Origin of the sequence: Ruegeria arenilitoris, assembly GCF_013030265.1 — a bacterium.
Taxonomy (GTDB): domain Bacteria; phylum Pseudomonadota; class Alphaproteobacteria; order Rhodobacterales; family Rhodobacteraceae; genus Ruegeria; species Ruegeria arenilitoris_E.
Genome location: NZ_WPZQ01000012.1, coordinates 41,542 through 54,428, shown reverse-complemented (window position 1 = coordinate 54,428; position 12,887 = coordinate 41,542). Strand labels below are relative to the sequence as shown.

The window sequence follows — 12,887 nt, the reverse complement described above, 5'->3', positions numbered from 1 at the left end:
TCTCCAATAGGCTCTAATAAAGGTGTTTTCATGCTGCGCCTCGACCTATTTCCGGCAATCTGGGCGCTGCCGCGATTAGCTTCCGAGTGTAGGAATGCTGCGGATCCGTAAAAACCTGTTCGGTTTCACCCTGTTCAACAATCTTCCCCGCCTGCATCACCATCACACGGTCCGTAATTGTCCGGACTACACTCAGATCATGGCTGATGAAGAGATAGGTCAGGTTATAGGCCTCGCAAAGCTCAGCCAGCAGATCCAGGATCTGCGCCCGGACAGACACATCGAGCGCCGAGACCGCTTCATCAAACAGGATCAGTTCAGGGCGGGTGATCAGCGCGCGCGCAATTGCGATGCGCTGACGCTGGCCACCAGAAAATTCGTGAATGTACTTGTTCGCGTCATCCGCGCTGAGGCCAACAGCGCCGAGCATTTCGGCGATACGATCCAGCCGATCCGAGCCGTGTGGTGGATCATCCAGCAGATAAAACGGTTCGGTTATCAGGCGTGAAACGCGATGCCGGGGATTGAAGCTGCCGAATGGATCCTGAAACACCACCTGCATTTTTCGGCGGACCGCGAGATTGGGTTTGTGGCCAGAGAATACCGGTTGGTCATCCAACAGGATTTGTCCGCTCTGAATCTCTTCAAGCCCTAAAATAGCCCGTGTTAGGGTCGATTTTCCGCAACCAGACTCTCCTACAAGCCCCAGACGCTCACCTCGGTTCAACACGAAACTCACCTGATCAACAGCACGGTGCGTACCGGGGGTCTGGAACAACTGTTTTCGAGGCAGACGGTAGTCGCGCACAACGCCAGTCACCTGAAGCAGGGGTTTGGTTTCATAAGACTCAGGCAGGTTAACCTGATGCTCCGATGCCTCGAACAGCATGCGGGTGTACGGATGCTGCATGTTGCGCAGCAAATGATCGGTTGCACCACTTTCAACAACTTCGCCATGGCGCATTACCACGATCTGATCAGCCATGTCCGAGACGACAGCCAGATCATGGGTAATCATCAACAGACCCATACCGTATTCCGTGACCAGCCCTTTCAGAAGATCCAGAATTTGGGCCTGCGTCGTCACATCCAGCGCTGTGGTCGGTTCATCCGCAATCAGTAGTTTTGGCCGCAAAGCAATAGCCATCGCAATTACGACCCGCTGGCGTTGTCCCCCTGATAACTCGTGCGGGTAACGGGACATTGGAAACTTGTCAGGCGGCAGCCCCACGCGGATCAGAACTTCCTGCGCGCGCTCTCGGGCTTTGTAAGCAGGCATTGCCTGATGGATCAGGATGGTTTCCATCACCTGATCTCCGATTGTCTTGACCGGGTTGAGTGCGGTCATCGGTTCCTGAAACACCATCCCGATGGAAGCCCCACGCAGGGCACACATCTCAGCCTCGGGGCGGTCCAGCAGTTCCTGCCCATTGAGCTTAATGGAACCTTTGCCCACCGCTCCGTCTGGCAGCAACTGCATGACGGCCAATGCGGTCATGGATTTGCCCGATCCGCTTTCCCCCGTCACTGCCACGATCTCACCCGGGGCAATCGACAGGCTAACCTGATTTAGGATTTCAGCCTCGTGAATCGATAGAGACAGGTTTTCGATCTGCAACAAGCTCATGCGCGCGCCACCCTGATGCGGGGATCCAGAAAGTCGCGCAAACCGTCACCCAACAGGTTCAACCCCAGCACGGTCACAATGATCGCCCCACCCGGAATCAGAGCCAAATGCGGGGCAAAACTGACCATTGTCTGCGCATCTGCCAGCATTCGACCCCAGCTGGGCGTCGGAGGTTGCGCACCCAAACCAACATAAGAAAGGCCCGCCTCGGCCAGAATTCCCAGCGAGAATTGAATGGTCCCTTGAACGATCAGCAGATTGGCCACGTTGGGCAGGATATGTTCGGCAGATATACGAGTCGCACCCTTACCAGCGACGCGGGCGGCAAGGATAAATTCACGCTCCCACAGGGACAGGGCCGCTCCGCGCGTGATCCGCGCAAAAACAGGTATGTTGAAAATACCGATGGCGATGATCGCGTTGATCGCACCAGCACCGAATACGGCCGTGATCAGGATGGCGATAACCAGCGATGGGAAGGCAAAGACCAGATCATTGCCGCGCATGATCAACTCATCCAGCCACGAGCCTTTGCGCGCTGCGGCGGTTAACCCCAGCGGCACACCCAACGCCATGCCAATACCTACAGCCACCAGAGCGACAGCAATCGAAGTCCGCGCGCCCACCATGATCATCGAGAACATATCGCGCCCGAAATGGTCCGTACCGAACCAGTGCTGAGCGCTGGGTGGCTGCAGCTTGTCCGGGATATTCATCGCCGCATAGTCATAGGGCGTCCAGATAAACGAGATCAGCGCTGCAAGCAGGACCAGCGACGATAGAGCCGCGCCGAGGATCAGGTTGCGGCTCATGTTCTGTTCCTCAGCCGGGGATCAACAGCCGCATAGGCCAAATCGACCAGAAAATTCACCATGATGACGGCAAAAACCAGCAACATGACTACGGATTCAACCACGATCAGGTCGCGGGCCGAGATTGCCTGGAACACCAATCGCCCCAAACCGGGCAGATAGAACACCTGCTCGATGATGATTGATCCCGCCAACAGAAAGGAAAACTGCAGCCCGATGATGGTCAGAACCGGGATCAGCGCGTTGCGAACCCCATGCCGCCACAATGCCTGCCGACGTGACAGACCCTTGGCCCTGGCTGTACGCATGAAATCCTCGCCCAGAATGTCCAGCAAGGCTGAACGCATCACCCGCGCCAAAATGGCCGCCTGCGGCAGGGCAAGCGCAATAGCGGGCAATGTCAGCGAATGAAGGCCTGCCCATATCCCTTTGTCCCAACCGACAAAGCCACCGGCATTGAACCAGCGCAGGTTGATGGCAAAGATCAGAACCAGCATCATGGCAAACCAGAAATTCGGAACCGCGATCCCTAGCTGTGTGGCCCCCATCACCGTCAGGTCACCGGGCCTGCCCCGTCGCGCTGCGGCATAGATACCGGCCGGAAAGGCGATCAGCGTGGACAAGGTCAGCGCATACAGTGCCAAAGGCAGCGACACCCACATACGATCTGCAATCATCTGAGAGACGGGCGTGCGATAGGTATATGACGTCCCGAAATCCCCGGACAGCATTCCCCCGACCCAGTTGAAGTATCTCTGGGTCTGGGAGACATCCAGTCCCAGTTCTGATCTGAGGGCCGCCAATGTCTCGGGCTGAGCATTTACGCCAAGCATGAAGGATGCCGGATCGCCCGGTGCCACCTCGATCACGGCGAAGATAACCACTGAGGCGACAGCAAGGCTGACGATGAGGGAAATCAAACGTTTAAGCGCATAGCGAAGCATCAGCGTCACGTTAGGCCGGGATTTCCTGCTGGTCCAGCGCCACATTGAGGGATCGAACTTTGGTCGCACGATCCTTGTTCGGGCAAAATCCCTGAATTAGACTCTAAATATTATCTCGGAAAGGAATTTACGATGAAGACACCTACATTGGTCGGTATTTTGTGCCTATTGGCAGGTCCTGTGATAGCGCAGCAACTGGATGTAGATTTTTCCATAGTCGAGGACGGGCAAGCCGCTGGCTGCGCAGGCAGCATTGTATCTGGCCTCGACCCCAACGGTGACGGCTTTCTGGCGGTGCGTACCGGACCGGGATCAGATTTTCGCAAGATTGATGAGCTGCACAACGGCAATCAGGTCCGCACCTGCGCCCGGACTGGGAAATGGGTAGGGGTGTATTATGGCCAGCCGCGCCAGAAGGGCTGGGTTCACAGCAACTGGCTGATAGACGGCGCCGGATAAATTAAAGACCGGGATCACATAGTGACCCCGGTATCGTCTGTTACTCTGACCAGCTGATTTCGGTAAGATCAATCGCTGCTGTGGGGGCATTTTTCCACAAACCCTGCACACCGGCTTTTGCCACACCCAGCTTGGCCAGCTGGAACAGGTACCCGTTGACATAATCCTCAGCGATCAGGCGCTGCGCCTCACCAAGCAGTTTCGCTCGCTCTTCGGGGTCCGTTGTCGAGTTTAGTGTGTCCATCACGGCCTGGAAATCCAGGCTGTCATACTGGAAGTAATAGTCAGGCCGCGCGTAGATGCCGATATCCATCGGTTCAGTGTGGCTGACGATGGTCAGGCCAAAATCCTTGCCCTTGAACACACTTTCCAACCATTGCGCCCATTCAACATTGATGATCTCGGCGTTGATACCGACATCGGCCAGCTGGGCCGCAACGATTTCGCCCCCGCGCCGCGCATATGATGGCGGTGGTAGATGCAGCGTGGTTTCAAATCCATCGGCAAAACCTGCCTCGGCCAGCAATGTCTTGGCCTTTTCAGGATCGTAAGCCGAGTTTCCCGTCAAATCGACATAGGCCGGATTGTGCGGCGCGAAATGTGTGCCGATGGGCGTGCCATATCCGAACATTGCGCCATCGATGATGGCCTGCCGGTCAATGGCATGGGCAACCGCCTCACGCACCCGGATATCATCAAAGGGAGGTTGCTTGTTGTTGGTGGACAGGATCGTCTCACCCTCGGTCGATCCGACCAAAACCTGAAACCGGGGGTCGGCCTCGAACTGCGGAAGGTTTTCAGGTGCCGGGAAATTGTCGAACGCATCGATATCCTCGGCCATCATTGCGGCAAAGGCAGCGGTCGGGTCCGAGATGAACTTGAATGTCGCGCTTTCCAGTGCCGGCTGATCGCCCCAATAGTCCGGATTTCGGTTCAGCGTGATGCTATCCCCCTGCACCCATTCGCCGAATGTGAAAGCGCCAGTTCCAACCGGATTGGTCTTGATGTCGTCAATGCTGTCGGGCGAAACGATAACTGCATCACCCCAGGCCATATTGAACAGGAAATTGCCGTTCGGCTCGGACAACGTGACTTTCACTGTCAGCGGGTCAACGATTTCGACACTTTCAATTCCAGCAAACAGGGCTTTCTGTGCATTGGCGCTGTCTTCGCCCAAAGCCCGGTCGAGGCTGAATTTGACATCCTCGGCATCCATGACAGACCCGTCATGGAAAGTGACTCCGTCATGCAGCCTGAACGTATATTCCTTGCCGTCATCAGAAATCTCCCAGCTTTCGGCAAGTCCGGGAACGACTGAACCGTCGCCTTTGAAACGGGTCAGGCCCTCAAAGATATTGGTATAGACAACCGAATCGATGGCTTGTGCTGCGGCGCTTGTCGGATCCAGGTGTGGTGGCTCCAGCTGCATCGCGATGGTGATATCCGATTTCGCCAAGCCCTGGGTTGCAATCAGGCTGGCCCCAACGGCCAAGGCCGATGCAAGTGATCGTAACATCTGCTGAGTCATAAAAATCTCTCCCCATAAATTTTGTTCAGCCCACGCATCAAAAGGGCCTTACTGGAAACAATGTCCCTTTAAACCTTGGGTCATTCAAGGAAATGTTCGCGCAACCGGGGTTTCTCTGCCCCTGCACGATCTGCTATGCCGCGCTGCAACATGAACACCGCAGGAGCGAGCATGAGCGCCACCGCCCGCAAGAAAGCCCCGAACGCCGAGGATATTCGCGCCCGCAAAGGCAGCGAACCATTGGTCAGCCTGACCGCCTATACCACGCCTATGGCGCGGCTGATGGACGACCATTGTGACTTTGTTCTGGTCGGCGACAGTGTCGGTATGGTGCTGCACGGTCTGACCTCGACCCTTGGCGTGACCATGGAGATGATGATCATGCATGGCCAGGCCGTCGCGCGCGGTCTGGAAAAGGCGATGATGGTCATCGACATGCCCTTTGCCAGCTACGAACACGACCCGGCACAGGCCTTCCGCAATGCAGCCCGGCTGATGTCGGAAACCGGTGCAGGCGCGGTCAAGCTGGAAGGTGGGATTGAAATGGCCGAGACCATTCGCTTTTTGGTCAAACGCGGTATCCCGGTGATGGCGCATATCGGTCTGACGCCACAATCGATTAATACGCTGGGCGGCTACAAAGTGCAGGGCAGGGATGAGCAGGCCAAAGCCGTCCTGGCAGACGCCCGCGCGGTGGCCGAAGCAGGCGCATTTTCTGTCGTGTTAGAGAAAGTTCCGCAGGGGTTGGCCGACCGTATCACCGCCGAGATTGCGATCCCAACCATCGGCATTGGTGCATCCGCGGGGTGTGACGGACAGATTCTGGTCGTTGACGACATGCTGGGCTTTTTCACTGCGTTCAAACCGAAATTCGTCAAACGCTATGTTGATCTTGGCCCACAGGCCGAGGCGGCAATCGCGGAATATGCAGCCGATGTACGCGCTCGCGTATTCCCGGCTGATGAACATGTCTTTGCGGATCAGGCTCCGGCCAAAGGATCCAAAGCATGACCGCGCCGATCCTGCGCCGACTGGCAGAACTGCGCACTCAGACCAATGCCTGGAAACGCGACGGTGAGACCATTGGTGTTGTTCCCACGATGGGGGCGCTGCATCAGGGTCACCTGTCGCTGGTCGAAGCTGCCAAGGCAGACTGTGACCGGGTGATCGTCACGATCTTTGTAAACCCCAAGCAGTTCAACAACCCCGAAGACCTGGCCAAGTATCCGCGTACCGAAAACGAAGATGCAGAGAAGCTGGCCCCCTATGGCGTTGATGCGATCTACGCACCGGAACCTGAAGAGATCTATCCCGCGGGTTTCGCCACCACCGTTTCGGTAGCAGGTCTGACGGATGTGATGGAGGGTACCTTCCGTCCCGGGCATTTCGACGGGGTCGCCACAGTCGTGGCCAAGCTGTTCCTGCAAACGCAGGCTGATCGAGCCTATTTCGGGGAAAAAGACTATCAGCAGCTGATGATCGTACGGCGCATGGCCCGGGATCTGGACATTCCCATCGACGTGATTGGCTGCCCGACTGTGCGCGAGCCTTCGGGTCTGGCGATGTCCTCCCGCAATCTGCGTTTGTCGCCCGAGGGTCTGACGATTGCGGCCCGAAAGAACACCATCATGCGTGAGCTTGCAGAACGGCTGCCCCGGGGCGAGCCTTTTGCCGAACTGGCCAAAGAAGCTGAGGCCGCGTTACTGGATGCCGGGTTCACCGAGGTCGAGTATATCGATCTGCGCTGCGCCGAGACCTTGGAGGCCTTGCCCCATGCCAACCGCCCTGCCCGTCTCTTTGTCACCGCATGGGCAGACGGTGTGCGTCTGATCGACAATATCGCTGTTCCCAACAGCTGATTTCCGCTCTGGCACGACCGCAACTGTTTGCGCTAAAGTCCCGCAAAACCAAACGGGGGAGAGCAGGCATGACCTATATTCTGGCGATTGATCAGGGCACGACGTCCTCGCGCGCGATTCTGTTTGACGCGCAGATGCAGCGTGTCGGGACATCACAGCGTGAGTTCACTCAGCATTTCCCGCAGGAAGGCTGGGTTGAACATGATGCGGAAGAGATTTGGGACAGCGTTCTGACCGTTTGCCGCGAAGTTATGGCCGACGCAGGTGTCACCGCCCAGCAGATTGCCGGGATCGGGATCACGAACCAGCGGGAAACCACAGTGGTCTGGGACCGGACAACCGGAGAACCTATTCATAACGCCATTGTCTGGCAGGACCGGCGAACCGCCGAGATCTGCGAGCGTTTTCGTCAGGCGGGTTGCGAAGATGATGTGACCGCACAGACAGGGCTTCTGCTGGACCCGTATTTCTCGGGGACCAAGGTTAAATGGCTGCTGGACACAGTCCCGGGTGCGCGAGATCGCGCCACGGCCGGAGAATTGCTGTTTGGTACGATCGACAGTTTCCTGATCTGGCGCCTGACCGAAGGCCGTGTTCATGCGACCGATGCAACAAACGCTGCACGTACCCTATTGTTTGATATCCACAAAGGGGTCTGGAGCGAAGAAATCTGTGATCTGCTGGACGTTCCGATGGCGATGCTGCCAGAGGTAAAGGATTGCGCTGCGGATTTCGGAACCACGACCCTGTTCGGAGGGGAAGTGCCGATATTGGGCGTTGCAGGAGATCAGCAAGCTGCCACCATTGGCCAAGCATGTTTCCAGCCTGGAATGATGAAATCCACCTATGGCACCGGCTGTTTTGCACTGTTGAACACCGGGACCGAGCCGGTGGAGTCAAAGAACCGTCTGCTCACCACCATTGCCTATCAACTGGATGGTCAGCGCACCTATGCGCTGGAAGGATCGATCTTTATCGCGGGTGCTGCCGTCCAGTGGTTGCGCGATGCGCTGCAGATCATCGAGACAGCACCGCAAAGCGGCGAATTGGCCGCGCAGGCTGATCCGAACCAGCATGTGGTGCTGGTTCCAGCCTTTACCGGACTTGGCGCCCCTTATTGGCAACCGGATTGCCGGGGCGCTATATTTGGCCTGACACGAAACTCAGGCCGCGCCGAATTGGCCCGCGCCACGCTGGAAAGCATCGCGTTCCAGACCCGCGACCTGTGGCACGCGATGCAGGGCGACTGGGGCGCAGATACCGATGTCACGTTACGGGTTGATGGGGGCGCAAGCGCATCTGACTGGGCCATGCAGGGTCTGTCGGATTTCCTTGGGGCGCCCGTAGATCGCCCGGTTATGCAGGAAACCACAGCATTGGGCGCAGCATGGCTGGCGGGAATGCGGGCCGGAGTCTATCCGGATCAGGAAGGGTTTGCACAAACCTGGGCGCTGGATCGGAAATTCGAACCGGAACTGTCCGCCGAAGATCGCGATGCTGCATATGACCGCTGGAAACGCGCAGTTTCGGCAGCAATGGCATTCTAGAACTTAAGATGAAGGATCAGCTGTGATCCTTCATCAGCCGCTGTTTCTGGCGTGACCAGTCACGTTTGGCCTGAGTTTCGCGTTTGTCGTGGGTTTTCTTACCCTTGGCGATCCCGATCTTAATCTTGGCCCGGCCTTTGTGGTTGAAATACAGAACCAGCGGCACCAGCGTCATACCTTTGCGCTGTGTCGCGTTCCAAAGATCAGACATCTGCTTACGGGAAACCAGCAGTTTGCGACGACGACGCTCTTCGTGCTTGAAAACCTTCGCCTGTTCGTAGGGCGCGATATAGCTGTTGACCAGCCACAGCTCTCCGTCATCGACCGATGCATAGCTGTCAGCAATGTTCGAACCACCCGCACGCAGGGATTTGACCTCGGATCCCTCCAGCACAATGCCGCACTCAAGATCGTCTTCGATTGCGTAATCGAAGCGCGCTCGCCGGTTTTCGGCAATTACCTTGTAATTCGGGTCTGTCTTTTGCTTGGCCATGACGCGTTGATTTAGGCGGCTTGGGCGTCCCTTGCAAGGCAGGGTTTAACTTTGACCGTCAGGAATGCGCTGACATGATCAGATCAGGACCAAAAATCGTATCCGCGTGATTGTGCAGATAGATTTTGAGCCATGGCGTGAAACGCTCGGGGTGGCGCTGCACTTCGGCCAGAAGATCATGGTAGTCGACCCACCTAATATCCATGACTTCGTCTGGATTAGGCTCGATTTTCAGCGGACCTCGCGAATGGGCAAGGAACACGTCGACAACTTCGTTCTCGACCATGCCATTTCCAACATCTGCATGATATTCCAGCCTGTGACGATATTCGGGATAGAGCCCCGCGATACCCAGTTCTTCACGCAGGCGACGTACCGCGCAGATGGATGCGCTTTCATCCCAGTCGGGATGGGTGCAACAGGTATTCGCCCACAAGCCGGGCGTGTGATACTTGCCCAGCGCCCGGCGTTGCATCAGAATCTCGGTTCCTCTGACGACAAACACCGACACAGCCTTGTGCTTGAGGCCCTTTTCATGCGCCTCCAGCTTGTCCACGGGCGTCAGTTCGCCCTCAACCCAGGCCGGGATCATGATTCCCATTTTAACGTCTCCTGCTGCCTGACCGCTTTTGGGCGGCAATGGCGGGTGTGGCTGTGGCCAGGTCGGCTTGGCGTTTCATTGCAAAGTACGGGCGTGGGTAGCACCACAATCCGCGTATCTCCAAGGTGGCGCTGATCCTGCTTATGATCAAGCGCACGAAAGGCCGCAGGTGCTGCGGCCTCTCAGAACTTTGGAAACGATTTAGGACCAGGCGTTATTCGCCCGAAACGCTGACGATATAGGCGTATACGTCCTCTGCACCCTTCTTCAGCTTGAAGGTCATCTTGGACTTGGCAGAGGTTTCGCCCAGGTAGTCTTTCAGGAACGCTTTGGGATCCTGCGCATATTCGACAAAGTTTGCCTCATCCCAGACCAGTCCGTTTTCCCCGGCTTCCACGATGCTGTCGCCGTATTTGAAGCCCTCGACGGTACCCGCAGTGCGTCCTGCGATACCATACAGGTTCGGCCCGGTTTTACCGCCCTTGACGATCACCTCACCGTCAGGATCAGCGATCATGTGGCAGGATTTGCATTTGTTGAAGGTTTTCTTGCCAGCCTCTGCATCGCCTTCGGCATAGGCGGGTACGGCCAAAAGGCCCACAAGTGCTGTTGCGAGGATGCGATTCATAGCTTTGCTCCGATACGTATTGGCTGACCTGAATGGAGCGCTGGCACGGGGGAGAGTCAACGCGCAGATTGCCGCGCGATGGCAGAGTGTCGCTGCGGCATATACGCCAACGTCAATCGATGTCGTGCAATTCCGACCAACAGGGCAGCAGGTCCCCTTCTGCGGGCGTCGCAAGATAGATTGCCCGTGCAATGGCCCGGGCCAGACACAGCGATGCGATATGACCCAAAAGGCCAAGTTCTGCATCGGTTTCCAAAGTGCGCGCTCCCGTGCTGACCCCGAACACGAGATCCCCATCACCCGGAGTATGTGCCGGGACAATAGCCCGCGCGATCCCGTCATGCGCTGCTACCGACAGGCGATGGCACTGCGGTTTGGTGAGAGCAGCATCGGTTGCCACGATTGCAATTGTTGTATTGGCTTGGTCTGGCGCGGCGGGGCGCATTGCTTCGGTCTTGCGGCTGAACGGGTGACGCCCCAGCCCCGATGACGGATCCGGGCCAAGCCCGCCGAACTCGTCAGCGATCTCGAATGGTGCAGCCCAGAAATGGCGATCCCCGGGTGTGGCAACACTGCCCAGCGGATTGGCCGCAACCAGCGCACCCACCGTGATGCCGTTATCCATTCGCATCGAGGCTGAACCAAGCCCGCCCTTGTGCATGGCGGCCAATGCTCCGGTTCCCGCTCCGACGGTCCCAAGGGCGAAATCCTGTGCAGCGCATTCAAATGCTGCCTGGCCGAGCGCACGGTAGGGGTTGTCACCCCAATTCTTGTCACCACCGTTGAGCAGATCGAACAAAATCGCGCCGGGAACAATTGGTACGATTGCGTTGCCGACAGGAAATCCACGCTTTCGGCGCCGCAATGCATCCGAGACACCTGAACAGGCGTCGAGGCCAAAGGCTGACCCACCGGACAAGGCAATCGCATCCACGCGAGACACAGTTTTGTCCGGCGCCAGAAGATCGGTTTCCCGCGTTCCCGGTGCCCCACCCATCACATGGACCGACGCAGCAAATGGCTTTTCCGCGGTCAGAACAGTTGTCCCGGATTTCAGGACCGCATCCTGGGCGTTGCCGACCAACAAGCCAGGCACATCAGTAATCAGGTTTCTGGGTCCGGGGGTCATCGTGCTAACTCCACTAAACAGTTTGAGGTCAGATGCACCGCCCGCCATCCACTTCCAGCGCGGCTCCGGTAATCATGCTGGCCTCGTCCGAACACAGGAAACAAGCGGCGTTGGCCATATCCTCTGGCGTCGAGAATCGACCCAATGGAATCGTCGACAGAAATTTGGCACGAATTTCGGGCGTGTCTTGCCCCATGAATGATTTCAGCAGGGGAGTCTCACCCGCCACCGGACAGATTGCATTCACGCGCACGCCAGCGGGCGCAAGTTCCACAGCCATGGTCTTGGTGGCGGTGATCATCCAGCCTTTGGAGGCATTGTACCAATTGAGATTTGGGCGCGGCGACAATCCAGCGGTTGAAGCAACGTTCAGAACCGCGCCAACCCCTCGTGACTTCATATGTGGCATCAGGGCGCGCGCGGTCAGGTACACCGATTTCATGTTCACGTTGTAAACGCGGTCGAAATCCTCTTCGCTGACATCTTCCAGCGGGGTTGGCAGATGTGTGACGCCGGCATTGTTCACCAGAATGTCGAGATGCCCGAACCCTGCAAGTGCAGCTTCCGCCATGTCCTGTACTGACGCGCCATCAGCAACATCGACCTGCTGCGAAACAGCCTGAGGCCCGAGCCGATGTGCCAGTTCAGCAGCCGCCTCACCATTGATATCCGCGATCATAACACAGGCGCCCTCGACCAGGAATTTCTCGACAATCCCGGCACCAAAACCGGAGGCGCCACCGGTCACGATTGCGGTTTTTCCCTCTAACCTCATGATCTTGCCCTCTGATCCCTGTTGTGGGTCAGACTAGCAATGCCTCAAAAAGATACCAGATCAATCTTCAGAGACTTTACCACGCATCGCCTTCACATCCGATCGTGCCTTTTTGGCTGCCAACCGGCGTTTGACCGATCCATAGGTGGGTTTGGTGGCAATCCGCCGCTTGGGCTTGACCAGAGCACGGGCGATCAGCTCTGCCAGACGTGTCCGGGCGATCTCACGATTGCGTGCTTGCGATCGGGTTTCCTCACACTGGATGATAATCGCCCCCTCTTTGGTCCAGCGCCGACCGGCCAACCGCTTGAGCCGCGATTTGACCGGATCCGGCAGAGAGGGTGAGCGCGCGGCCTCGAACCGCAATTCAACAGCGGTCGAGACCTTGTTCACGTTCTGCCCGCCGGGGCCCGATGAGCGTACAAAGCTCTCGGTCATTTCCCAGCCCTGCAGGATGATATCGTCTGAAACGCGTAACATGGCGC

At 57.3% G+C, this 12,887-nt stretch carries 14 protein-coding genes; 4 read left to right on the top strand and 10 right to left on the bottom strand.

From position 1 onward, the window contains the following. Positions 1 to 28: 28 nt before the first annotated feature. Genes GOX61_RS19040 through GOX61_RS19030 form a run of 3 tightly spaced genes read right to left on the bottom strand, consistent with a single transcriptional unit; the run spans position 29 to position 3,383 of the window. Positions 29 to 1,627, bottom strand: a complete 1,599-nt coding sequence (locus GOX61_RS19040) for an ABC transporter ATP-binding protein (RefSeq protein WP_170336296.1) — start codon at positions 1,625 to 1,627, stop codon at positions 29 to 31. After that, entirely contained in the window at positions 1,624 to 2,439 is an 816-nt protein-coding gene (locus GOX61_RS19035) for an ABC transporter permease (protein ID WP_170336294.1), read from the bottom strand. The genes GOX61_RS19040 and GOX61_RS19035 overlap by 4 nt, the downstream gene beginning before the upstream one ends. Further along, on the bottom strand, positions 2,436 to 3,383 hold the full coding sequence (locus GOX61_RS19030; RefSeq protein WP_170336501.1) for an ABC transporter permease: 948 nt from the start codon (positions 3,381 to 3,383) through the stop codon (positions 2,436 to 2,438). Before GOX61_RS19030 ends, GOX61_RS19035 begins: the two co-directional genes overlap by 4 nt. A 132-nt stretch (positions 3,384 to 3,515) precedes the next feature. On the opposite strand from GOX61_RS19030, the gene GOX61_RS19025 reads away from it, so the two are divergent. Beyond that, positions 3,516 to 3,842: an SH3 domain-containing protein gene (locus tag GOX61_RS19025; RefSeq protein WP_170336292.1), complete on the top strand. Its 327-nt coding sequence runs from the start codon at positions 3,516 to 3,518 to the stop codon at positions 3,840 to 3,842. 40 nt (positions 3,843 to 3,882) lie between these two features. On the opposite strand, the gene GOX61_RS19020 is transcribed toward GOX61_RS19025, so the two are convergent. Then, a complete protein-coding gene (locus tag GOX61_RS19020; protein WP_170336290.1) occupies positions 3,883 to 5,370 on the bottom strand; it encodes an ABC transporter substrate-binding protein in 1,488 nt (495 codons plus the stop codon). Between the two features lie 171 nt (positions 5,371 to 5,541). On the opposite strand from GOX61_RS19020, the gene panB reads away from it, so the two are divergent. From panB to glpK, 3 genes are all read left to right on the top strand, one after another. Next, a complete protein-coding gene (gene panB, locus GOX61_RS19015) occupies positions 5,542 to 6,381 on the top strand; it encodes a 3-methyl-2-oxobutanoate hydroxymethyltransferase (RefSeq protein ID WP_170336288.1) in 840 nt (279 codons plus the stop codon). After that, a complete protein-coding gene (panC, locus tag GOX61_RS19010) occupies positions 6,378 to 7,229 on the top strand; it encodes a pantoate--beta-alanine ligase (protein ID WP_170336286.1) in 852 nt (283 codons plus the stop codon). The genes panB and panC overlap by 4 nt, the downstream gene beginning before the upstream one ends. A gap of 68 nt (positions 7,230 to 7,297) precedes the next feature. Beyond that, positions 7,298 to 8,776, top strand: a complete 1,479-nt coding sequence (glpK, locus tag GOX61_RS19005; RefSeq protein WP_170336285.1) for a glycerol kinase GlpK — start codon at positions 7,298 to 7,300, stop codon at positions 8,774 to 8,776. 16 nt (positions 8,777 to 8,792) lie between these two features. Here the strand turns inward: glpK and smpB are convergent, their stop codons facing one another. The 6 genes from smpB to arfB all read right to left on the bottom strand — a co-directional run bounded on the left by smpB (position 8,793) and on the right by arfB (position 12,882). Then, positions 8,793 to 9,269 (bottom strand): SsrA-binding protein SmpB, encoded by a 477-nt coding sequence (gene smpB / locus GOX61_RS19000; RefSeq protein ID WP_155146499.1) that lies wholly within the window; start codon positions 9,267 to 9,269, stop codon positions 8,793 to 8,795. A 58-nt stretch (positions 9,270 to 9,327) separates the two neighbouring features. Beyond that, positions 9,328 to 9,870 (bottom strand): isopentenyl-diphosphate Delta-isomerase, encoded by a 543-nt coding sequence (gene idi, locus GOX61_RS18995; RefSeq protein WP_155146500.1) that lies wholly within the window; start codon positions 9,868 to 9,870, stop codon positions 9,328 to 9,330. A gap of 214 nt (positions 9,871 to 10,084) precedes the next feature. Continuing rightward, a complete protein-coding gene (locus GOX61_RS18990; protein ID WP_155146501.1) occupies positions 10,085 to 10,498 on the bottom strand; it encodes a c-type cytochrome in 414 nt (137 codons plus the stop codon). A gap of 112 nt (positions 10,499 to 10,610) precedes the next feature. Next, positions 10,611 to 11,627 carry a P1 family peptidase gene (locus tag GOX61_RS18985; RefSeq protein ID WP_170336283.1) on the bottom strand — a complete coding sequence of 339 codons (1,017 nt, stop codon included), beginning with the start codon at positions 11,625 to 11,627 and terminating at the stop codon, positions 10,611 to 10,613. Between the two features lie 28 nt (positions 11,628 to 11,655). Then, positions 11,656 to 12,402: an SDR family oxidoreductase gene (locus GOX61_RS18980; protein WP_170336281.1), complete on the bottom strand. Its 747-nt coding sequence runs from the start codon at positions 12,400 to 12,402 to the stop codon at positions 11,656 to 11,658. Between the two features lie 60 nt (positions 12,403 to 12,462). Further along, entirely contained in the window at positions 12,463 to 12,882 is a 420-nt protein-coding gene (gene arfB, locus GOX61_RS18975; protein WP_170336279.1) for an alternative ribosome rescue aminoacyl-tRNA hydrolase ArfB, read from the bottom strand. Positions 12,883 to 12,887: the final 5 nt, after the last annotated feature.

Bases quoted from the DNA above. Each gene is read 5' to 3' on its own strand.
- GOX61_RS18980 (WP_170336281.1), bottom strand. From the start codon at position 12,402: ATGAGGTTAGAGGGAAAAACCGCAATCGTGACCGGTGGCGCCTCCGGT.
- GOX61_RS19040 (WP_170336296.1), bottom strand. From the start codon at position 1,627: ATGAGCTTGTTGCAGATCGAAAACCTGTCTCTATCGATTCACGAGGCT.
- arfB (WP_170336279.1), bottom strand. From the start codon at position 12,882: ATGTTACGCGTTTCAGACGATATCATCCTGCAGGGCTGGGAAATGACC.
- GOX61_RS19020 (WP_170336290.1), bottom strand. From the start codon at position 5,370: ATGACTCAGCAGATGTTACGATCACTTGCATCGGCCTTGGCCGTTGGG.
- GOX61_RS19035 (WP_170336294.1), bottom strand. From the start codon at position 2,439: ATGAGCCGCAACCTGATCCTCGGCGCGGCTCTATCGTCGCTGGTCCTG.
- idi (WP_155146500.1), bottom strand. From the start codon at position 9,870: ATGGGAATCATGATCCCGGCCTGGGTTGAGGGCGAACTGACGCCCGTG.
- panC (WP_170336286.1), top strand. From the start codon at position 6,378: ATGACCGCGCCGATCCTGCGCCGACTGGCAGAACTGCGCACTCAGACC.
- smpB (WP_155146499.1), bottom strand. From the start codon at position 9,269: ATGGCCAAGCAAAAGACAGACCCGAATTACAAGGTAATTGCCGAAAAC.
- panB (WP_170336288.1), top strand. From the start codon at position 5,542: ATGAGCGCCACCGCCCGCAAGAAAGCCCCGAACGCCGAGGATATTCGC.
- GOX61_RS19025 (WP_170336292.1), top strand. From the start codon at position 3,516: ATGAAGACACCTACATTGGTCGGTATTTTGTGCCTATTGGCAGGTCCT.
- glpK (WP_170336285.1), top strand. From the start codon at position 7,298: ATGACCTATATTCTGGCGATTGATCAGGGCACGACGTCCTCGCGCGCG.
- GOX61_RS18990 (WP_155146501.1), bottom strand. From the start codon at position 10,498: ATGAATCGCATCCTCGCAACAGCACTTGTGGGCCTTTTGGCCGTACCC.
- GOX61_RS18985 (WP_170336283.1), bottom strand. From the start codon at position 11,627: ATGACCCCCGGACCCAGAAACCTGATTACTGATGTGCCTGGCTTGTTG.
- GOX61_RS19030 (WP_170336501.1), bottom strand. From the start codon at position 3,383: ATGCTTCGCTATGCGCTTAAACGTTTGATTTCCCTCATCGTCAGCCTT.